17 protein-coding genes are annotated in these 21,661 nt (G+C 40.8%); 4 read left to right on the top strand and 13 right to left on the bottom strand.

Features of this window, described 5'->3' with window-relative positions; all coding sequences use genetic code 11:
- Positions 1-57: 57 nt before the first annotated feature.
- The 4 genes from IMZ31_RS21190 to IMZ31_RS21175 all read right to left on the bottom strand — a co-directional run bounded on the left by IMZ31_RS21190 (position 58) and on the right by IMZ31_RS21175 (position 4,898).
- The gene (locus IMZ31_RS21190) at positions 58-795 is read right to left on the bottom strand and encodes a diadenylate cyclase (protein WP_207531527.1); all 738 of its coding nucleotides are present in this window, start codon (positions 793-795) and stop codon (positions 58-60) included.
- An 86-nt stretch (positions 796-881) separates the two neighbouring features.
- The gene (locus IMZ31_RS21185) at positions 882-3,386 is read right to left on the bottom strand and encodes a type IA DNA topoisomerase (RefSeq protein WP_207531526.1); all 2,505 of its coding nucleotides are present in this window, start codon (positions 3,384-3,386) and stop codon (positions 882-884) included.
- Between the two features lie 148 nt (positions 3,387-3,534).
- Positions 3,535-3,813, bottom strand: a complete 279-nt coding sequence (locus IMZ31_RS21180; RefSeq protein WP_207531525.1) for a hypothetical protein — start codon at positions 3,811-3,813, stop codon at positions 3,535-3,537.
- A gap of 56 nt (positions 3,814-3,869) precedes the next feature.
- Positions 3,870-4,898: an HD-GYP domain-containing protein gene (locus tag IMZ31_RS21175; RefSeq protein ID WP_207531524.1), complete on the bottom strand. Its 1,029-nt coding sequence runs from the start codon at positions 4,896-4,898 to the stop codon at positions 3,870-3,872.
- Between the two features lie 151 nt (positions 4,899-5,049).
- On the opposite strand from IMZ31_RS21175, the gene recJ reads away from it, so the two are divergent.
- On the top strand, positions 5,050-6,705 hold the full coding sequence (recJ, locus tag IMZ31_RS21170) for a single-stranded-DNA-specific exonuclease RecJ (protein WP_207531523.1): 1,656 nt from the start codon (positions 5,050-5,052) through the stop codon (positions 6,703-6,705).
- A 27-nt stretch (positions 6,706-6,732) separates the two neighbouring features.
- On the opposite strand, the gene IMZ31_RS21165 is transcribed toward recJ, so the two are convergent.
- The 4 genes from IMZ31_RS21165 to IMZ31_RS21150 all read right to left on the bottom strand — a co-directional run bounded on the left by IMZ31_RS21165 (position 6,733) and on the right by IMZ31_RS21150 (position 11,598).
- Entirely contained in the window at positions 6,733-6,975 is a 243-nt protein-coding gene (locus IMZ31_RS21165) for an AbrB/MazE/SpoVT family DNA-binding domain-containing protein (protein WP_207531522.1), read from the bottom strand.
- Complete coding sequence (locus IMZ31_RS21160; protein ID WP_207531521.1) at positions 6,972-7,394, bottom strand: FtsB family cell division protein; 423 nt, start codon at positions 7,392-7,394, stop codon at positions 6,972-6,974. The genes IMZ31_RS21165 and IMZ31_RS21160 overlap by 4 nt, the downstream gene beginning before the upstream one ends.
- 130 nt (positions 7,395-7,524) lie before the next feature.
- Positions 7,525-10,869, bottom strand: coding sequence for a DNA polymerase III subunit alpha (gene dnaE / locus IMZ31_RS21155; protein ID WP_207531520.1), 3,345 nt, complete (start codon positions 10,867-10,869; stop codon positions 7,525-7,527).
- 135 nt (positions 10,870-11,004) lie between these two features.
- Positions 11,005-11,598 carry a hypothetical protein gene (locus IMZ31_RS21150; protein ID WP_207531519.1) on the bottom strand — a complete coding sequence of 198 codons (594 nt, stop codon included), beginning with the start codon at positions 11,596-11,598 and terminating at the stop codon, positions 11,005-11,007.
- A gap of 180 nt (positions 11,599-11,778) precedes the next feature.
- Between IMZ31_RS21150 and IMZ31_RS21145 the strand changes: the two genes are divergently transcribed.
- The 3 genes from IMZ31_RS21145 to IMZ31_RS21135 all read left to right on the top strand — a co-directional run bounded on the left by IMZ31_RS21145 (position 11,779) and on the right by IMZ31_RS21135 (position 15,858).
- Entirely contained in the window at positions 11,779-13,212 is a 1,434-nt protein-coding gene (locus IMZ31_RS21145; protein ID WP_207531518.1) for an RNA-guided endonuclease InsQ/TnpB family protein, read from the top strand.
- Between the two features lie 220 nt (positions 13,213-13,432).
- Positions 13,433-13,912: a chemotaxis protein CheW gene (locus IMZ31_RS21140; RefSeq protein ID WP_207531517.1), complete on the top strand. Its 480-nt coding sequence runs from the start codon at positions 13,433-13,435 to the stop codon at positions 13,910-13,912.
- A gap of 14 nt (positions 13,913-13,926) precedes the next feature.
- Positions 13,927-15,858 (top strand): chemotaxis protein CheA, encoded by a 1,932-nt coding sequence (locus IMZ31_RS21135; RefSeq protein ID WP_207531516.1) that lies wholly within the window; start codon positions 13,927-13,929, stop codon positions 15,856-15,858.
- A gap of 33 nt (positions 15,859-15,891) precedes the next feature.
- On the opposite strand, the gene IMZ31_RS21130 is transcribed toward IMZ31_RS21135, so the two are convergent.
- From IMZ31_RS21130 to IMZ31_RS21110, 5 genes are read right to left on the bottom strand one after another with little or no spacing between them, the layout of a single operon-like run.
- Positions 15,892-16,788 (bottom strand): flagellar hook-basal body protein, encoded by an 897-nt coding sequence (locus tag IMZ31_RS21130; protein ID WP_207531515.1) that lies wholly within the window; start codon positions 16,786-16,788, stop codon positions 15,892-15,894.
- Positions 16,789-16,842: 54 nt separating this feature from the next.
- The gene (locus tag IMZ31_RS21125) at positions 16,843-17,622 is read right to left on the bottom strand and encodes a sigma-70 family RNA polymerase sigma factor (RefSeq protein WP_207531514.1); all 780 of its coding nucleotides are present in this window, start codon (positions 17,620-17,622) and stop codon (positions 16,843-16,845) included.
- Between the two features lie 26 nt (positions 17,623-17,648).
- Positions 17,649-18,395 carry a hypothetical protein gene (locus IMZ31_RS21120; RefSeq protein ID WP_207531513.1) on the bottom strand — a complete coding sequence of 249 codons (747 nt, stop codon included), beginning with the start codon at positions 18,393-18,395 and terminating at the stop codon, positions 17,649-17,651.
- Positions 18,358-19,536, bottom strand: coding sequence for a flagellar biosynthesis GTPase FlhF (flhF, locus tag IMZ31_RS21115; RefSeq protein ID WP_242705761.1), 1,179 nt, complete (start codon positions 19,534-19,536; stop codon positions 18,358-18,360). Before flhF ends, IMZ31_RS21120 begins: the two co-directional genes overlap by 38 nt.
- Positions 19,537-19,560: 24 nt before the next feature.
- Positions 19,561-21,657: a flagellar biosynthesis protein FlhA gene (locus IMZ31_RS21110; RefSeq protein WP_207531511.1), complete on the bottom strand. Its 2,097-nt coding sequence runs from the start codon at positions 21,655-21,657 to the stop codon at positions 19,561-19,563.
- Positions 21,658-21,661 lie beyond the last annotated feature (4 nt).

The raw sequence follows: 21,661 nt of genomic DNA, 5'->3' as shown, positions 1-21,661 counted from the left end.
AATACTTGCTAGGGGAAAAGAAGAATTCCTTCTTTTTTTTTGCGTTTTTTCACGGAATCAAAAAGTGTGATGTTTAAGGCTTTTTTCTCTAAAGAAAGCGCGAAATTGTTCTGGTTCTGAAATACGCGTAAAACCATCGGATGTCGCGACCGATATCGTACCCGTTTCTTCCGAAACCACAATGACGGTCACGCCGTATGCTTCAGCATTTTCAATAGCCACAAGATGGCGTGTTCCCAAATGACCGAATCCTTCCCTTTTACGCCCGCTTAAAGGTAACTTGCAACCTGCGTAAGCGATGCGGTCATGATGAATTAAGACGGCCCCGTCATGAAGAGCGGTAAGCGGATAAAAGATCGTCTCCAGCAAGTCACTCGTGCATAAAGCGTCAACAGAAGTCATATTTTCAGATTGATACGCCAATGTTTTGTCATGATCCAATACAATAAGCGCCCCTATTCTTCTTTTGGACAAACCGAAAACACACGTTTCAATTTCCGTTATGACTTCAACCTCTTCACGGAACCGCATCTTAGTGATGCCGCCCAGTTTTTTCAACGTCATGCGAAGTTCTGGGTGAAAGATCACGACCAACCCGACGATTAACATCTCTGTTGACGTTTGCAAAATAGCAGCCGTCTTACTTAAACCTGCTAACGAAGCGAGGAAAGAAATGACAAAGATAATGACGATACCGATTGTAATTCTGAGAGCTTCAGTCCTTCTCATCAGGCGAAACAACAATAGAATGGCAACGCCAATTAATCCATAATCTATCAGATCCACTATATTCACGTTTGCCCCCCCTTTCTTATACATCTTATGTGATCCCGTCCCGAATGCTTTTTTTAAAGAAAAAAAAGCAAGCCCGTTTGCTCGGCTTACTTCAGAAATTCCTTTTTTACCGTTTTAGCATCGGTATTTAAAACATAATAAGCGGCATATTTCCCTTTCTTTCCCTTCATGTCATCAATCAGATCCGTTTGCCCTGTTTGTATGATTTTTTCAACCTGTTTAACGTTTAACTTTTTGCTGTCGTTTTTCCATAGAGTAAAACTACACTTTTTCTTTTCCTTCCATGCCGTGCAACCAAAAGCTTTTGCGTTCTCCTCTACTCCTCTTCCGCAAAACGGGCAAGAAATCTTAGGAAGAGGAGCCGCCTTTGGTTTCGATTGATCGAATACAGGAATCATTCTGACCTGGTCTATGTCAAATTTTATCTTGGCATCATAGTTCGTTTTTTTAGCCTGGCTTTTTAACCCCTTAACCACGGACTTTGTTTCCCCATTTGTAAGAATTTCTTTCATCTGATTTTTAGTTAGCTTTTTCCCGAGCGTTCGTTGATAGAGTCGGAAGCAAGGCTCTTCCTTTTTATGATTCTTACAAATGTAATATTCCATTCCTTTGTAGATCACCATTTGAATCGGTGATTGACACTTAGGACAGGCATACTCCGTTTGTTTGGCATCACTGGGAGATTCAAAGGAAACGGTCATCGTAGTGGATTTTAAGTAGTCAATATTTCTTTGAATATAAGCTTTTAAGTCCTTTTCAAATGCTTTCCTGTCTCCTTTGCCTTCTTCAATAAAACTGAGCCTTTGCTCCCATTCTGCTGTTATAATCGGCGACTTTAGTTCATCAGGAGCAACGGTGATAAACTGCACGGCATGTTTTGTGGCTACAATGTTTTTCCCAACCTCCTTCGCATACCCGCGCATTTTAATTTTTTTCAAGGTTTCGGTTCGTGTGGCATCCGTCCCAAGCCCCGCCCCTTTTCCGTCCTGTGCTTCACTCAGGGCCTTTTTCATTTCCTTATCTTCAAGGAATTTTTTAGGGTTAATCATGACTTCAACAAGCGACCCTTCTGTATAGTGCTTCGGGGGTTGTGTTTCCTTCGACAAGACCTTCGCTTCTGTTACGGGGTTCTTTTCATGCAATTCGATTGGGGGGAGTGTCGTTTCTTTATCCTTCCCGTTTTCATCCTCCTGGGAAGCCTCTGCCCCGTACACTTCTTTCCAACCTGGTTTCACAAGAATATTCCCATTCGTCTTAAATGTTTCTCCTTCCACATCTGTTACAATGGACGTCTTTTCATAAATCGCATCAGGATAAAATACACAAAGAAACCGCTTCACAATGAAATCATAAACTTTCTTGATGTCTTCCCCTTTTACATGCACACCCTTTACTTTTTCGTCTTCAAAGGCTTCAAGATTCGCCTTTTTCTCAGTCGGTACAATAGCATGGTGATCACCGACTTCCTTGTTGTTTACAAAACTTTTTTTAGTTTTTATACCATCATCTATAACGGTTTGAGCAAATGGGGCATAAGGACCGTGGTTAACAGCCTGAACGGAGTCTTCTAGAAGGAATTCATCTGTGAGGTATTGTGAACTGGTACGAGGATAGGTCGTGAGTTTGTATTTTTCATAAAGAACCTGGGCAATGGCATCTGTTTTTTCAGTAGAAAATCCAAGTTTGCTGTTCAGTTCTTTTTGAAGCAGACCCAAACTGTATAGCGGAGGATGCTGTTTCGGTTTTTTGGTGACGTCCTTTTTAACTACAACCCCAACTTTCCCTTCCACTTTAGAACGTACGGATTCCGCTTCTTCTTTGTTTTTAAAACGAGTGTTGCTTGGTTTTTCCTTGAACCATTGTCCTTTATACTTATCTCCGAAAGTGGCTTGAAGTTCGAAGTAAGCTTCAGGCACGAAATTTTCAATTTCTAAAAGGCGTTGAACAAGGATTGATATAACGGGTGTTTGAACACGGCCTACATGCAAACTCACCTTCCCTTCAGATACTTCCCTTGCTTTAATAGAGTAAGCTCTTGTTAAAATCAAACCAAGTGACCAATCGGCGAATTGTCTCGCGTAGGCAGCTTCTGCTCTTGGCTTATAGAATTCTGGTCCTCTGAGATCGTTCATGGCTTTTAAAATCGCTTTTTTATTTAAATCATTGACCCATAATCGTTTGACTGGTTTTTTGCATCCAACATAATCATACACTGTTGAAAAGATCAATTCCCCTTCGCGCCCCGCATCACATGCGTTGATAACGGTGTCCACATCAGCTCGTTTCAGCAACGTTTTGACAGCGCTGAATTGTTCCTTTGTTTTTGGATTTACAGCATATTCTAATGTATCGCCAGGAGGATAAAACGGAATGGCATCCCAATCCCACCCTTTGCGGGGATGCTTTGCAATCTCAGGGTACTCATCTGGCATCTTAGCCGTTAATAGATGACCAATTCCCCACGTTACAATATAGGTGTCATTTTCCCAATAAGAACGCCCTTTTTTAAACCGACCTGTTCCCGCTTCTATCGCTGAAGCAATCGCTTTACCCATATCGGGCTTTTCACTATAAATCAATATTTTTCCCACGAGTCATCACCCTCTCTCTTTTAAGTTTACTCATTATAGCATATGCTCCTTTCATCTTTATTTTTCCTCCATCAAAAAACATACAAGACGGACCCATCTTGTATGGAGGTGTTCCATTCTTTCAGCTTCATCACTTTGACTATACTCATCAGGAAAAGAGACGACCAACCCCGAGTACAAACGAAATACCAATGACTAATAAAGAGGAAACCCCGACCGTGATTACGCTCCTGGCTAGCGACTTCCCATCCTGAATTTCCATGAACCCTATGATGCCAGTTACGAAAGTAACCAGCCCTCCCGCGAGCACAACAGTGAACGGGTGGACAGAAAACAGATCATCCAAGAAGTGAAACATCTTCGCGGATCCCACAAATACGGCCAAAAGAACAAAAATTAGCGCGAGATAAAATGATAAAAGATTCATACACTTCCTCCTCTCCCCTCTCGCAAAACGCGTCCATGAGGACGCGCGAAACCATTTTAATAGGAAGCGTTTATCCGCAAAATACGAAGTCCTTGGTGCTGAGATAAATCGATTAATTCGATTCGCTCCCCTGTTTTTTCACACACCGTTTCCACAAGGGGGAGCATCTTCTTCCCCTCTCTTACTTTGACAACAACGGCGTGATGACCGTTATTTAATTCCACCTTTGTTCCAACTGGATAAGGCATGAAACGATCGAGAAAAAAGGCGATGTAAGATTCTCCGAACATTTTATTTTTTTCCCCTTCTATAATCTGCACAATATCATAAGGGGCGTATATCCCGCGGTACGGTCGATAACTGGACAGGGCGTTATAAACATCAGCAATGAATATCAACTGAGCCAGCTCGGATATTTCCTCTTTCTCCAATTTGGCTGGGTACCCTGAGCCGTCCCAATTTTCATGGGTTTCGACAACAAATTTCAACTCATGCTTCGAAAACCCCAGTCCTTTTAACATGTTGTAAGAAAGAATGGGATGTTTTTTCAATTGTTCAAACTCATCACCATTCAGTTTCCCGTCCTTATTAAAAATATTATCAAGCTTGATCCGTCCGATATCATGAAGCAAAGCCAGGAGAACAAGGTCACTCAAATGTTCATCCACTTGATAATGGACGTGCAGTAAAGACGCCACAACCATACTTACATTAATACAATGGGCATAGGAATACGAATCAATGGTGCGGAGCTTATTGATATACTTTTGCAATTTCTTCTTTTTTAATATCTTTCGGGATATGTTTTCATACAACTTGTCTCCAAAGGCTTCATCCCATAAGGAACATTTTTTGTAAGCTGATTCCAATATATTGAGAGACGTATTCAAGTCATTTTCTTTAGTTCCGTATCGATCGTTTTCTTCCAAAATCAACACAAACTCCAACTGATGGAAGCGAAGCGTATCGCGTTCCCTCTTATGAATAACAGCTCCTTTTGGGAGCGCTAATAAACCATCGTTTCGGTAAATATTTTGTCCCAACCTCATGCCGAGCGATATGGAATCCAAAGGCACCACTTTCATATTAACCCCTCCTCCCATTTTCCCTAATTTACTTTAGTGTTTTTGTTTGTCAAGCAAAGCTTCACACTCTCTTCGTGCATCCTGACCAATGAAGCTGTTTGTATAAACGTTGCATCATCGGTCAAAACTAGATACAAAAGGAGAAGATTCTATGCCTCTTTGGAGACAAAAAAAGATCCCCCTATCATCTGGGGCGATTCATTTATACGCAAAACAATTAAACATCCATCCATTTGTCATCCAATATCTATCACAAGAAGGGTACACAACCATGTCTTCCATGTATCATCACTTATATCCTTCAACAAACACATTTCACGATCCATTCTTGCTTCAAGACATGAAAAAAAGTGTTTTCAGGATATTAAAAGCCATAAAAAACAAAGAAACTATCCTCATCTTCGGAGATTATGATGTAGACGGGATCACTTCCACATCCTTGATGGTAAAAGCATTGCGCCATTTCGGGGCAGACCCTTACTATAAAATCCCTTTAAGAGAAGAAGGATACGGCATCAGTGCAGCATCGATTGAACGGATTAAAGAAGAATGGAACCCATCTCTTATAATCACGGTGGACAACGGGAGTTCATCCCATGAAGCGATGAAACGTGCAAAAGATTACGGCATAGACGTGATCGTTACGGACCACCACGAAATCCTCGAAGGAAACCCTGATGCTTATTCCTTCATTAATCCAAAAAGGAAGGACAACAGCTATCCACACGACCATCTCTCAGGCGTGGGTGTTGCTTTTAAGCTGGTTCAGGCTATGTATGAAACACTAGGACTCCACTGGAAACATCATATGGGACGTTATATAGAATTGGTAGCTGTTGGGACTGTTGCCGACTTAGTTCCCCTTTTAGACGAAAACCGAACGCTTGTGCAATTAGGTTTAGAGCGATTAAACAAAAAGCCATCCTTGTTTTTTAGTGCGTTGATGAAGAGGATACAAACTCATCACGTAACAAGCACCGTGTTAGCATTCAATATTGCACCAATACTGAATTCATCGGGCCGAATCAGTGATCCAAATGAATGTGTAAGCCTTATCACGTCTAGTGAATTAAAATTAGAAGCCATCGACCATTTGCTTCAGCTCAACAAAATCAGAAAAGAGATGACAAAGGAACAAACAGAGCTCGCTATTCGCATAATCGATGAACAACAACTTCTCCATTACGACGTGTTACTTGTGCAAGGGGATTTCCATGATGGAATTATCGGGATTATCGCCTCCCGAATCGCAGAGAAATATTCAAAGCCAGCTATAATTATGGATCGAAACGGAAAGGCCTCATGCAGATCCATTCCAAATTCAGATGTGTCCATAATAGAGATCATAGAGAGCGGAAAAGACTGGCTTACGAAATACGGAGGACACCCAGCAGCTGCTGGTTTGTCTGTCTCGCCAGAACATGTAAATGCATTCCGAGAAGTCGTCCAATCTTATCAGATACCAAAGCATATCATGGAAGGCGTAGTTGAGTATCATCATGTCCTTCCTGTTCAAGAACTTTGTTCTGACCTGTTAGATGATCTGGTATTATTAGAGCCATTTGGCATGAACAACCCTGCTCCTCTTTTCTTAACCTCCGAGGTTAAGCTGAACGGGGTTGAGCGCTTTGGAAAAAACGAAGAATTTATGAAATGTTCCCTTGGGACTCACCGAGCCCTTTGTTTTCGCCCGCCAGAAACAATCTCGAATACGGCCGATTGCCTCTATAAATTAAACGGAAACAATGAGCTTCTTTTAGAGTTCATTCGCCCAGCTTCAAAAAAAGCACTTGCTGACGTCATTTGAGAGACCCTTCAGTAAGTGCTTTTGTCTTTATATTTCATTAACCTTACGAGCGCAACTGCTGCAAACATACTTGGTTTTGATTTTTAATAACCCTTTTTGACTATCACATATGATGCATGAATCCCATTGTTTTGTAAGGATAATGGAACCATCTCTCACTGAAATGATGAGACTGTCCTGCTTTTCTATCCCCAGGCTTTCGCGAATTTCAGCAGGGATTAAAACCCTGCCTAAATCATCAATCTTCTTCCCGATCCCAATTTTTTTCATCCTTTCTCCTCCTTAAACCATGCTATTAACCCTTTATACCATTCATCCATATATATATTCATTTTTCGCTCAGGCGCGAGAGCCTCTTCTTCCATCTTATAAGGTTTCTCTTCGATGACCTGTATGGGGGTTTCGTTTGTTTTGACCATCCCCAATCGCTCTCTTGCTGTTTCTTCTATGTATTGATTTGTTTGAATTTTTTCTATATCTTGCTTCAATATTTCATTCGTGTTTCTGAGTTCGACCAATTCTTCATTTAACTGAGAATTTTGATATCGGAGCTGGATAAATGAAAGAGTCTGATATACAAAAAAATAGATAAATAAACACACGAGTACGATAGCTATAAACACTTTAATGGTGTTGCTATCTTTTAATCGCTTCCACTTCGATATCGTTTCTTCCTTGTTCGTTTCCATGTTCAAAACCTCGCTTAATAATAGTTTTATAGGTTCAATAACGTCTGTCGCCATCGGGTTTCACCATGAGAAACCTCTACAATGTCTTTTTGGAGCTTTTATGTAAATCCTCTAAAAAAAGTTCAACACCTTAATGGTATTGAACTTTTCGTACGCGAACACATGTCTTATCTTTTATTAGTTGATTTAATTTATCGAGAAACACTGTATTTACGGTAACTTCGTATTCAACCCGACCTTCTGGAAACGAAAATACGAGTATTTCATGTCCATTATGCTGCTTAATTAAAGAAATCAGTCTTTTGGTCCACTGTTTTTTTTCATCCACCCCCATCTCAGAAACATAGGCAGGCAAGTTCACCCAAACTTTGGAAGGCTCGTTGGCTAAATGAATGTCTGAGATTACGTTATTTCCATGGTTGCTTTTTTTGAAGTACACCATCCCGTTATTTCCTTTCAAGTGTTGATGGCGTCCCCAACTAGAAGAAAAAATAACAAACTTTTTCGGTTGATTCCCTACCAATACTTTCAGATGTGCCATCTTGTTCTTCCGTTTATCGACGGTTTCTTCAAGGGATAACAGGTATCCATAATCCCAATCATTTCCTGGCTTGTTAGATTCTAAATACAAACGGTGTGATTCCATGGACGGGGCGGACAAAGCGACACCCGTCAACGCCGTTTCCATGTTTATCTTTTCTTCAACCGAGAAATCCTCATCATCCATATACTCCTGGTCCAAGAAACCTGGGATATCAGAGAATACATACTGTTGTTCAAAGACCACATTACCCTGATTGATATTTTTGTATTGGTCCAGTTGATTTTTTCGGGATCCGAAGCAATCAAAAGCCCCTACTTTAATGAGAGCCTTAATCGCACCGTCATTAACTCCTTTGGTAAGAGAACTGTGTTTCATTCGGTGCACGAAATCTTGAAGTGAGGAATAGGGCCCGTTATTTTCGCGTTCGGATACAACCTGGGATGCTGCTTTCTCGCCAACATTTTTTACAAAAGCAAGACCAAATGATAGCGAAGAAGAACTCATCTTTTCGAACATCACAGTCGAGCGATTAATATTTGGCCTTGCTACATCAAGACCCATTCGTTTGGCTTCATATATATAGAGAGAAGCCTTATCCACTTCCTCTGAATGAAGAGAAATGAGATGTGCCATGTAGCTGGCTGGATAATGGGTCTTTAAATAAGCACATTCATACCCCAATAACCCATAAGCGGTCGCGTGTGGCATGTTGTACCCATAATTACCAAATTTTTTAATCAATTCGAAAATTTTTCGGGAAACATCTTCAGGCCTGCCATTTTTTACTGATCGGGATACAAAGGCCTTCTCCTGAAGATTCATCTCTCTTTGGTTTTTCTTAGATATGATTCTTCTTAACACATCTGCTTCTCCAAGCGCATAGCCCGCCCAGACTTGCACGATTTTCATGATCTGTTCCTGGTATACAATCGTTCCGTATGTTGGAGCGAGGATCGGATAAATCTCTTGTTCTCTTTCAAGTCCTTCCATCGTTCGATTATTGTTTTGCTTATTTTTTATATAAAGAGGGATTTGTTCTGCACTACCAGGGCGATACAACGCTATAAGAGGAAACAACTCTTCGACTGTTGACGGAGCTAAATCTCGAGAGATTTCCTGCATAGGTTTTGAATCCATTTGGAAAACGCCAACGGTATGTCCTTCTTTATATAATTGAAAGGTCGATGGATCATCTAGCGGTATTTCCTTTACACCTTCTTCTGCCTTTGTTCCTTCGATTATATCCAACACAACCAGAGCAAGAAAATCAATTTTAGGATAGCCTAAATTTTCAATTTGACTTCGGTTATTGGCCATTTGAATCCCGTACATCCCCTGCTCAATATTGTCCTCCTTAATAGGATAAAGGGGCAACTGCTCAGTTAAACGCTGTTTGGAAATAATCAAGCCTGCCGCGTGAGTCGAGCGGTTTTTGGGAAGCGTTTGTATGATGCACCCCACTTTAACTAAATCGCTCAGTCGCTCGTCCTTTTCTAACAAACGGGGCCACACATGAGCGTGCTTAACGTCTTCGATTCGTTTGATCCCTAACTGCTTGACGGTTTTTGAGAGTTCTTTTAAAACATTCGCCTCTATCCCGAGGACCTCTCCCGCATCTCGAACCGTTTGAATAACCCCGAAATTATTAAATGTGCATATTTTGGCAACATGGTCTTTCCCATATCGATCAATGGCATACTGAAATACTTCGAAACGCCTCTGTTGGCTAACGTCCAAATCAATGTCTGGATCATCTTTTCGTTCTAAATTTTGAAATCTTTCAAATAAAAGACCATAGTGAAGTGGATCTAAATCGTTGACGCCAAGGCACCTGAGCAGAAGGGAAGAAGGAGACGAGCCTCTTCCTTTCGCGGATGGGATGTTGTGTTGCTTGATATAGTTCATAAAGTCCGCAACGATTAACGCATAATCTGTGGATTTTTTATAAATCATGACACCAATTTCGTAACGCAATCGATCAATGGCTTCCTTGTTGTTGCTGCCGTAGATTCTGTACATATTTTTCCAAGCGGTTTCGCACATATAGCTGATGCGCCTAACTTCCTCCTTATCATGGGGCAACGAATACCCATCAACAGGTGTAAACATCTTCTTTAGGTTTGAGTGTGTTTGGTAGTCTGAAGGAATAGGGAAAGCAGGCAATTTGCTCCCGAAATGTTCTGTTCCGTCCACCAAATTTACCTCACACATATCTGCAATGATGCCAGCATTTTCAATAGCCTCTGGAATACGTGCGAATTGCTCGGACATTTCTTCGGGTGTTTTGAGGTGAGAACCGTTTAAAAGGTCCGCATTTTGTTTTGTCTTTATGGCAGCAAGAATGCGTTGGGCTTCCTTTTCTTCTTTTTCTACATAATGAACATCATTATGCGCAACGAGTCTAATGCCGAGTTCGTTTTTCATATCGGCTAAAAATGTGTTCATTTCTTTTTGATAAGCGTGACCATGATCACTGATACCAAAATACAAATGAGGGCTTTTATCTCTGCTCAAATGGATGATTGCCTGTTGGGCTTCTTTCTTTTGCCCTTTTTCAAAAAATGAATCCATCAGCACAATCGTCACAACATCTTCACTCTGCCAAAAATCTTTTTCTTGTAACACACCTTGAGATTGAGCGTCCGTACTTCTTCGAATAATGGTTTTGTATCCTGAGTCATTTTTGGCGAGCTGAACAACATCGAACTCCCACTCATCCTGGAAACGGAAAACAGAGCCAATAATAGGTTTGATGCCGTTTTTCGTGGCTTCTACATAAAAATCATACATCCCATACATCGTCGTTTCATCCGTCATTGCAACAGCCTTCATACCCATTTGCTTGACGCTCTTCATCAATTGAGGAATCCGAACCGTACTATTAAAATTAAAGGCGGTTTTTACATTTAAATGCACAAATGATGAGGTCATCGTGATGGCCCCTTTCTTTTTTCCTTATTTTAGCACATTTTTCCCCTTATCTTAGAAGATGTTCAAAAAGGTGGAATCCTACGAAATAAGAGATTATAAGAATTGCATTTTCCGATTCTTATAATCTCTTTCCACTTACATACTCTGCCCTTTCATTCCGTTACGATGTTCAGCTATGTACAAATCAGCATGCTTATTAACTGCGTATTTTGTTGTCTCGTATTTCTCCGTTAGTATGCGGAGTGAACTCAGAAGATGTTCATAGTTGGAAATCTGTTTTTCAAGATCTAAAATTTCGGTGGCCTTAGATTGAGTTCGAACAAATGCAAAGTCATCTAATACACTCTGGGTTGGTTTTTCAGGGCGATTCGCCTTAATGAAATCATTGATGAAAGGTTGAGATAATTTCTTTTTCCCCGAGCTCAGCTCTCCTTTTAATTCTTCCAGTTGTTCAAGATATAGTTTGTTTTTTTGATTATATTTTTTCAAAAGTTCCATACGGGTATTACTCATAGCGGTTTCTCGCTCTATTTTTTTACGCTTAATGGTATGTTTAAGATCACTGATCTTCTTTTCAACCTCTAAACCGCGTTGAGATAAATAATAGACCTGACTTGGAATTTCACCCAATCTTTTTTTTATCTCTTCTATTTCAGGATTCACTTCAATTTCAGGCTCCAATTCAGTCAGAGCTCGTTTTATTTCTTCAATATTAAATGTCTCTTCCATGTCATTCCCCCCTTAACGTACTTAAGATATAGCATAAAAAGGCACGAAAGACTATCAAACATAACCCAGAGTACCCCTTCAAAATCTTTGATTTAGTGGGGGTGAATGGGTCTTTTTTATTCCCAGTCTTAATATTTTGCTTCATTTGAACATATACTAGATGTATAGGGAGGTGAAAATATGATTTACGAAACTCAACAGATTTGGATTAAGAAAGGCCATGAATTGTACGGCTATTGCCAGTCTTCCTGCCAAAACGCGAAAAACATGTACAATACAACCAATTTTTATATACGGCAGGTATTCACGGCTTTTAAAAGCGAAAAACCGTTACAGCCTCTTCAAGAGGAGGTTTTAAACGAGATCAAAACGAACCTTGATGGGATGAATGAGAATCAGCTCCTTGCGTACAAACGAAAGCTAGAAAAAGAGAATAAGAAACCAAAAGAGGAACGCAAAGAGATTAAAGCGAATCTGTTCCAGCTGCCGTCAAAAGAAAAACCGTTTCTTTCGTACGGCTTTTTAGATGCCCTGTTTAAGCGTACAGGTCAGGCTGATTATCGTTCCCTTCCCACCCAATCCAGTCAGTGGATCATGAAGAGTGCCTTCGAGGACTGGAAAAGTTTCTTTAAGTCCCTTCGGGACTATAAAAAACATCCTCATAAATATAAAGGCAGGCCCAATATCCCAGGCTACTCCAAAGCCAGTCAAAAAGAACTCCTCCTAACCAATCAGGATTGTACAATCAAACAGGATAAATATCTGAAATTCCCAAAAACCAAAACCAAGCTCAACATCGGGAAACTCGGTAATAGCGGGAAGAAGCTGAAACAAGTTCGCATCATCCTGAAATACAATCACTACGTCATTGAGGTTGTATTTCAGGGAGAGGAAAAAGATCTTTTAGAGGACAATGGACGGTATATGGGGATTGATTTAGGCGTAAACAACCTTGCAACCATCATTACAAACACAGGGATGACCCCTGTTTTGTATAAGGGCAAGCGCGTAAAAAGTGATAATCACTTCTACAATAAAAAACGTGCTCACTACGTGGGGATTCTTCGGCATGGACAAAACGAGAAAAGTGGCGCGTTTTCATCCGCGCGTTTAGAACGACTCCACCGTAAGCGTTTTTTAAAACTGAAGGATCAGTTTCATAAGGTGAGCCATGGAATCATCAGGATCGCCTTAGAGGAAAACGTAAACACGATCGTCATCGGGAAAAACCTTGGATGGAAGCAAAGCGTCAAAACAGGCAAAAGAAACAACCAAGCGTTTTGTCACATTCCCCATGCCCTGCTCATTAACATGATCCGTTACAAGGCGGAACGCCTGGGAATTACCGTTAAATGTACAGAGGAAAGTTATACGTCCAAAGCGAGCTTCCTGGACGGGGATGACCTCCCTCTGTATAAAGAAGGAGAAACTCATGTGTTTGGCGGGAAACGAGTCAAGCGAGGGTTGTACCGTACGAAAAACGGCATTCTGTTGAATGCCGATGTAAATGGAGCCTGTAATATCTTAAGAAAAGTAGTTCCAGATGCCTTTAAAGGGCTGGACGGAATAGAGGGGTTGTTTGTGTCAACCCCACGGGTGTTAAGCGTCCGTTAGGACGATACATCTGAAACCCTTTCAAAATGCATAGCATTTAGTGGGGGAGTATTCATATGATAAACCTCAACCAAAGCCTCTCCCTATCTCACATTCATCGGGTTTACACGAACACCGTGAACCTCTCGGCCAAAGCTTTTCGCTTGTCTGCCTAAAATGTACTATTGTTTTGTTGACAATAAAAACGCTCCCCTTTAGGGTATAGGCGAGGTGATGCCACATGGGTAAGCACGTTATTTTTAGATTGAATAAAGAAGTGTACGCAATCCACGCTAAAGACGTTCTTCGCATCGAAAGCGATAAAAAAGTAAGACCTATCCCGAACACTCCGCCAGAATTCAAAGGGGTGATCACCGTAGAAGAAGATACGGTGGAACTTTTTGACCTTAGAATCAAATTCAACATCTCGTCTAATCAAGATAAAGACATCCCCTATATTATTGTGTGTCGAGAACCCAAGAAGGGAACCGCTATCGGTTTTGTCGTAGACAGTGTGGAAGAGGTGCGCGATATCCCAGATGACGTAGAATTAAGCACCATTTCGGACACAATTTCAGGGACGTCCACCGAATACATCCATGGCATCTATCGGCCATCCAGAGACCAGGGTGATGATAACGGAAACTCCATATCGAAAAACGAAGATGAACTTATCATCATTCTTAACTTAGAAAAACTGCTCCCACAACGAGCTGAATAAAAGGAGGTGTTTAAATGGACAAGGATATGATTGTTCAAATTTTCCTAGAAGAAATCTTTGAGAATCTCCATGACTTCTCGGACATTCTGCTTCAATTAGAACAGGATCCAACCAATGTAGAACACATCCAAAGTTTGTTTCGCTGTGTCCACACTATGAAAGGATCCTCCTCCACCACATACAATATGATCATCGACCAATCACCAGAGGATCCTTCTCTCCCCACTTTACATGATATGAGTGATTTGACTCATAACTTAGAGAACCTGATATCTGATGCCCGAGATGAAAAGATCTCATTGCATAAATATCACATTGACCTATTTTTTGAATGCGAATACACGCTAGGCCAACTGGCAAAACTCATAAGAGGCGACCATGATGATTTGGTTTCAACGGATCCTCTTTTACAAAAACTTTCTAACTCACAACTAGCTAAAACTCCCGCTTCCTCACCCTCGAAAGATCCTACTCCGCTCGAATCCTTCCTTATTACAATGGAAGAATCCGACTTTAAACATGCTTACTTATCGCTCCTATACAGGGAACTTGAGGATCAATACAACGTAATAAGCATGAAACCAACTTACGAGGAAATTATAAATGGAGAAAATTTCGCGCATGCCATTGTCTCAATAGGTGAGGTTGAAAACGTAGATGACATGGTAGCTTTCATTTCTTCAAGGGACAATGTCCTTCGCGTGGAACATAAGCCTAATGAAAAAGGCGCTGATACTCAAACGGAGATCAAAGAGGAGCCAAGTGTTTCAACAAATTCAACAATCAAAGTTGCTGTTTCTAGAATCGATGATGTTCTAAAACATGTCTCAAATATCGTGATATTAAAAAACAAATTATTGAACAGCGTATCTGATTCTGATGACACAACCTCTAAACTCATCCGCGATGCCGCACATGAAATTTCTCAAACAGTCGAGTATTTAAAAGATAGTGTAATGAGCATAAGAATGACAAAGTTAGACCACCTATTTGGACGATTCCCTTCCGATGTAAGAAGAACGGCTAACGAATTGAACAAAAAAATTGCATTTACTTATGACGGAGGCGAAACAGAAATTGATAAATCCTTGTTAGACGAACTGGGCAATCCCTTAACCCATCTTATTCGAAATTCGGTTAGCCATGGCATAGAAGACAGGGAGACTCGACTGGCAAACGGTAAAAGCGAAACAGGTAACATAACGTTATCGGCCCGCCACGAACAAAATCGGGTCATGATTACAGTTAAAGATGACGGAGGAGGGATCGACTTAGAAGCTGTCACCCAAAAGGCCATAAAGAACGGTGTAATCACAGCAGATGAAGCTTCTAAAATGTCTGCAAAAGAACAAACTGAACTCATCTTCCATCAGGGCGTTTCCACTGCTAAAAATGTAACGGGCATTTCTGGAAGAGGTGTTGGAATGGATGCTGTGCGTACAGCAATAGAGGAAATGAATGGCCACTTAGAAATTAACACCAAAAAAGGAGAGGGGACAAAAATCGTCATTGTCCTTCCTTTAACACTCGCTATCGTCAAAGCACTTCTCGTTCGGCTAGACAACGAAATTTATGCGATTCCGTCCTCTCAAATTGATTTGAATATAGAAATTCATTCTGAGGAAATTAAATACGTGGCAAACAAAGAAGTCGTTGTGCAAAAAGAACGGGAGATGCCGATCGTTAGACTGCGAAACTTTTTTAACCTCCCGCCCGATCCCATTGATGAAAAGAAGATGAAACTCGTTATAGTAAGATCAGGGAATCGATCAGTAGCTGTAAAAGTAGATGAATTTATGCATTATGAAGACATCGTAGTCAAACATATCGGCGAAACGTTTGGTCACATCCCTGGGATAAGCGGCTGTAACCTCCTTGGAACAGGAGATATTAGCTTGATTATAGATGTTAATGGAATTCTCACCCAAACGGAAAAACGAGGGTAACAGCCCCCCCTCGTTTTTTTCTGTCGATACCGATCAATTCCCTAATTTATTTGCTTCCATCTCCAAAATCTCCTGCGCTATGGTGAGCGTTTTTGAGCTCGCATTCACTTGTTTTTGGGTCTGTAATAACGCAACCATTTCAGAAGAAACATTCACATTACTGGTCTCTATAAACCCTTGTTTCAGCTCTCCTGTAAACGGTTGAATGATGGCAACCTCTTGGTTTTCTTGAATGCTTTCCACCATCTCAATAGATCCGAAGATCCTTTGTAACGTCGGATTCTCTGGGAGAGACCTTTTCACTTCTTCGAGGGATTGAAACTGATTCAATATCTTCTCGTACGTTAGAACGGAATACTCCCCGTTAGTCCCCCGCTGAAGCAATCCACTGTGCTCTTTGTCTACACTCACGACAGATATCTTCCCTACACGCTCATTGCTTGCTACATCCACGATGGTTCCATCCGCGGAAACACTAAAATTTAAACCCGTAGAAACCTTAATGGGAACTCCATCTTCCCCAAGAAGAAGACTCCCGCCACCATTTGTCAAATTCCCTTGTTCATCTCTGACAAAATGGCCATTCCGCGAAAGATAAACGTCATCCCCTCTTTTCATCTGAAAAAACGATATGTAAGTCCCTCCACTTTTGTCCAGTAACGCAACATCCCATATGGCTTCCGATAACAAAATATTCCCCGTATCGTAGTTCGTATGAATATCATCCATATAGACCTGATTTTGATAACCCCCGATATTCTTTACACCTTGACTGTCAATACGCATCACATCCGTTTCCTGAAAAACCTTAAAAGTAGATTGCTGTGCTTTGAACCCATTTGTCTCGGCATTGGCGATATTATTACTGTGAACATTCAATTTCTGCATATGGGAAATCATCCCCATTGCACCCGTATATAAACCGCTCATCGTATCCCTCCTTCAAAATGGACGATCGGATGACTTTTGATATAAACAAACCACTTATCCCCTGTTGCTTTCCAACAGTTGATGGCGGAGCTTAAACATGGTTGTCGTGTGAATTTGCGATATCCGTCCCTCGGTTAAATCTAATATTCTGCCTATTTCTTTTAGAGTCAACTCTTCATAATAGTAAAGAGAAATGATTAACCTTTCTTTTTCTGGAAGCTCGTCGATTGCTTTCGCTAACAGGTTGTTTCGTTCACTTTGTTTCAAAAGTTCTTCTGGTGTAGCAGTCTCTCGATCGGTAATCACCTCCATAGCAGGCAGATTCTCCTCCATCCCAACCATCTTATCAAGGGACAACGGAACCGTCATAGCGATCGTTGCCTGCCATTTTTCATATTCTTGAACACCTAACCCCAGAGCCTCAGCCAATTCTTGATTCGTGGGGTGCCTGCCTAGCAATTGTTCTAGCTCGTGCGTGACTCGATCGATTTTTTTTCGTTTAGCCAATGAACTTCTCGAGTTTCCGTTAAGCTTAGCGTTATAACGAAACTGGTCCATAATTTCTCCCATAATGCGTTTGTAGGCATAACTTTCGAATTTATGACCACTCGTCGGATCAAAGATTTCAATTGCTTTTATAAGCCCCCACAACCCGCATTGTTTAACATCTTCTCGGTCCATCCCTTGCGGAATCACCATAACTCTCCCTACCAAATAATTCACAAAATCCATGTAGTGTTCGATTAAAACGTTTCTAAGTTTGACGGTTCTAGTCTTAAGGTAATTGCTCCACAAAGCATCCAATTCTTCTGTGTTGGTTTTTTTAATCGACACCCAACTCCCCCCCTTCTGCTACCCTTTCAATCCAACAACCTCTTCACTTTCATTGAGAATGGTTCGCGTATTTTTTTTCGGGCACTAAGCGGATTTTTCTCAGAAGGAACTAGATTTAAATCACCTTGTTCCAATTTGCCAAATCCAATTGAATTTATGGAGTAGTTGTATTCTTTTAACACCTTATCCTGTAATTTAGAAAACACTTCCTCGTAAACAGATTGATTGGAGGTATCAATAAAAACAGTAACAGCAACGTCTATTTTTAAATTATTAAATACATGTAGCATATTTAGCACATCATTAATGGATTGCCTGGTTGGTTTTATAACCACGATTAAGTCGTCCGCCACTTTCGCGAAGTTTATGGTTTTAGAATTTAAACCCCTGCCTGCAAAATAAAATAAATGGGAGTATGTTTGTTCAATATGATTTACAAAAGAAGCGATAGAATTAACCGCTTCTCCCTTCTTTCGGTATTGAGCCATACCACTTATATCAGACGCGAGATGGTCATAGGGTTGATGATTGTCTTCCGCACTATTTTTTACGAAGGTCCCATCAGCAATATCTTTCAATAAGTGTTCACCCACACCTTCTTCTTCTCCCCAAACAAACACTTTACTCCCACTTTCCCTGCCATATAAATACGCAATGGAAGTTAAACACAACAACCCATATGCTTCGTCAGAAGCTGCCAATACACCGATCGCTCTGGCGCTCGATGACTTAGTCTTACTCATTAATGTTCGTAGAGACGATGCTTGATCCAAAATCATCCACCCCATTCAAAATTTTTCTCGCTACCCCGTCCTGCGACGCTTTGAAAATGTCATTTGGAACATTTTGACCATTCGTTACATAGGAAATTGGAATATCGTTCCCGTGAACGGCATTGAGCATTGACCCATGTTGAAGCGTTTCATCAAGCTTCGTGAAAAACAGACTAGAGAGAGGGATGTGTTGGAAGTTGTTTAATATTTTTTCTATATCTCGATTTTTTTGCGTAGAGGACAACACAAGACCGATGTGATCAGGGTCGGTTGCATCTAAATATTCCTGCAAATCATATATTGATTGGGTGTCCATGGGGCTCCTGCCCACCGTATCAATTAAAACACGATCCAAATTATATTCTTCGATCATTTTCAGTGTCACTTCTTTCAATTCTTCAGGCTCCCGAACGGAACGGAAAGGTGCTTCCAATATCTCAGCATAAATTCTTAACTGATCAACGGCAGCGATCCGATATACATCCGTTGTAATGAGACCAACCTTCTCTTCTTTTGTTTGAAAATACCCTGCCAACTTTGCGATCGTTGTGGTTTTCCCGACCCCCGTCGGACCAATTAAAGCAATGATGTTCGAGCGCAGCAAATCTCCCTCATCTGTTACCTTCACTTTGCTGGCGATGGACTTCAGGACCTCTTTTTCCACATCCTGATGAGATGACATCTGACTTTCAGAGAGCCGCATTCGACTCTCTGAAATGATCTTTTTGGCCAATGTTTCGTTAACGTCGCTATGTATAAGTTTTTCATAGTATTCTTTCAACACTCTTTCGTGTTCTTCACCCAGGTAAGAGGCTGTTTTTTGTTGTCCAACTTGGATCGTTTTCATCGTTTCAAGCATATTGTTCATGGTCTGCTCAATATTTTTAACCTGAACATAATCTTCTTTCCCATCCCTAGACTGATAATCTTGTTGGTTTAACAAGTCGAGCAACTTTTGCTTTTTTGAGGCCTTTTCAAACGGTTCTTCTATAATTTTTACCTTCACCTGATGTTCTTTCATCCATATCCACGGTTTCTTTCGAACTTCTTTTTCTTCAATTAAAGTGAAGTTGTCTCCGAAATCCTTCTTGATGTCTTCCATTAAAACATTAAACTTTCTCCCTCTGTATTCCTTTATCATTTCCACCCCGCCCTTCCTTTTTCTTTAATCCGCTTTGGCTTGGACCATTCCTCTTCGTTTCACCTCATAACTAGGAGCCAATGCCAGCTCTTCACTGGACAATGCGTGTATTTGAAATTTGTAACGTTGAAGCATTCTGGATAAAGCAAACCGTGCTCTTGAATCACTCACAAGAAGCACAGGATTAAAGCTGGCTCGCTGAACCCTCTGCACTTGATCAATAACCGCTTCAATCAGATTTTTTTCCTCCTGTAACCCCAGCTTGAATTGATACCCTTCATGGTTGGTGAACATCTGCATGGTCTGTTCCAGGCTTGGATCTAATAAAATGATGTTAAGATGTTCATCTTCTCCTTTGGCCTTTTCACAGAGGTAGCTCGCCATTTTTTGACGAACGTAAATGCTAATTTCATCAACCAAATGAAAGCTGTTAGGGTCTTTTGTGATAGCACTCGACTGATCATAGGCATCTATAATACTTTCTAAAATAAGCGGGAGATCACGTATCGAAATGGTTTCCCGAAGCATATTTTTCACAACCCCCTGCACCACGGACAACTTGATCTCATTCTTTTCTATTTCTTTCTTTAAAACAGGGTGTTTGGACGTAACCTGTTCAACTAAATCCTGTATTTCTTGTCTTGTCATCAGTTCGCTCAAATGCGCTTGAATAACCTCTTTTAAATGGTGCGTCATAATTTGAGTCGCATCATAAACCATATACCCATTGTCCTTAGCCTGATCCGCCTGATGTTCTTGAATCCAAAGCGCGTCTTCGCCGAAAATAGGGTCTTTTGTAGGTTCACCGCTGATTTTTTCAATGACATATGGTAGTTCTATGGCCAACAAACGATCTTTCTTAAACTCCCCTTCTGCAACCACGGTTTCCTTAATGCGTATTCGGTAATGAGTCATAGGGATCGATACATTATCAATAATATGTACTTTCGGAATCTTAACACCTAATTCTTTGGCTATACTGGCCCTCATTCGGATAACCTTATCCCCTATACTTGCTCCTACGATCGGCACAAGAGAAACGCCGAATTCTAGTCGAATCGGTTCGACACCTGTTTCCACTTCAATCCGATTCTCTTCTTGCTTTTGCATTTCTTCCTGCTCTTCAAGGTTTAACTTCTGTTCCTTTTCCTGTTCTTGCTTCATTTTTTTACTCCGCGCATAGCCTATATAAATAAATATAATACCGAATATAAAGAACGGAAGGATCGGCATACTTGTAAAGACGCCAAGGAAAAGAAGCATCCCACCTACGACATACATCACAAGAGGCGTTCGGGTTAATTCCTTAAAGATACTTTCTGTTACATTTTCTTTTTCCCCGCTATACACTCTTGTCATGACAATAGCAGAAGCTACGGCCAAAACGAGCGAAGCCAATTGATTTAATATCCCGTCTCCAATCGTTAATAGCGTATATCGATAAGCTGCATCAGCAACGGGCATTCCCTCTACCGCAACTCCAACAATAAAGCCGAAGATGATATTCACAAGAAACAAGACAATTCCAGCAATAACATCTCCTTTAATAAACTTAGCTGCACCATCCATATTCCCATAAAAATCCACTTCCATATCCAGCTTTTGTCTTCTTTCCTTCGCTTCTTCTGTGGTAATGGCTCCATTGTTCACATCATTATCAATAGACAATTGTTTAAAAGGCAATCCATCAAGCGTAAATCGCGCATTGACTTCAGAAGCCCTTGAGGCACCATTTGCTACAATGAATTGCACCACAATTAAAACAATGAAAACCACAAAACCTACCCATATGCTAGAACCGACAATAAGTCCGCCAGCCGCTTCTATAACAGCACCTGGTTCACCGTCTGTTAATATTTTTCTTGTGGTAGATACATTAAGAGCGATTCTGAATATAGCAGCCAATAAAAGAATGGTGGGAAACGATTTTAATTCGTGCCACTCTTGAATGGTGGTTCCAGTCATGAACACCGTGACGGCTAATGCAAGGGAAAAAACAACGGCTAAGTTAATAATGGCAGGAGGAAGGGGAACGATAATCGCTACGAGGAAGGAAATCATAATCATTAAAGATAAGGGGGCTTTTGCATTACCAGTCAATTGAGAAAGAAACGGTTTCACATCA

This window comes from Pontibacillus sp. ALD_SL1 (genome assembly GCF_017355605.1).
This window is presented reverse-complemented; position numbering and strand designations above follow the sequence as displayed.

What these genes read in the sequence shown, in the direction of transcription:
- IMZ31_RS21180 (WP_207531525.1), bottom strand. Translation starts at nt 3,813, where the DNA reads ATGAATCTTTTATCATTTTATCTCGCGCTAATTTTTGTTCTTTTGGCC.
- IMZ31_RS21145 (WP_207531518.1), top strand. Translation starts at nt 11,779, where the DNA reads ATGATTTACGAAACTCAACAGATTTGGATTAAGAAAGGCCATGAATTG.
- flhF (WP_242705761.1), bottom strand. Translation starts at nt 19,536, where the DNA reads ATGATAAAGGAATACAGAGGGAGAAAGTTTAATGTTTTAATGGAAGAC.
- IMZ31_RS21160 (WP_207531521.1), bottom strand. Translation starts at nt 7,394, where the DNA reads ATGGAAACGAACAAGGAAGAAACGATATCGAAGTGGAAGCGATTAAAA.
- IMZ31_RS21130 (WP_207531515.1), bottom strand. Translation starts at nt 16,788, where the DNA reads ATGAGCGGTTTATATACGGGTGCAATGGGGATGATTTCCCATATGCAG.
- recJ (WP_207531523.1), top strand. Translation starts at nt 5,050, where the DNA reads ATGCCTCTTTGGAGACAAAAAAAGATCCCCCTATCATCTGGGGCGATT.
- dnaE (WP_207531520.1), bottom strand. Translation starts at nt 10,869, where the DNA reads ATGACCTCATCATTTGTGCATTTAAATGTAAAAACCGCCTTTAATTTT.
- IMZ31_RS21150 (WP_207531519.1), bottom strand. Translation starts at nt 11,598, where the DNA reads ATGGAAGAGACATTTAATATTGAAGAAATAAAACGAGCTCTGACTGAA.
- IMZ31_RS21135 (WP_207531516.1), top strand. Translation starts at nt 13,927, where the DNA reads ATGGACAAGGATATGATTGTTCAAATTTTCCTAGAAGAAATCTTTGAG.
- IMZ31_RS21140 (WP_207531517.1), top strand. Translation starts at nt 13,433, where the DNA reads ATGGGTAAGCACGTTATTTTTAGATTGAATAAAGAAGTGTACGCAATC.
- IMZ31_RS21165 (WP_207531522.1), bottom strand. Translation starts at nt 6,975, where the DNA reads ATGAAAAAAATTGGGATCGGGAAGAAGATTGATGATTTAGGCAGGGTT.
- IMZ31_RS21175 (WP_207531524.1), bottom strand. Translation starts at nt 4,898, where the DNA reads ATGAAAGTGGTGCCTTTGGATTCCATATCGCTCGGCATGAGGTTGGGA.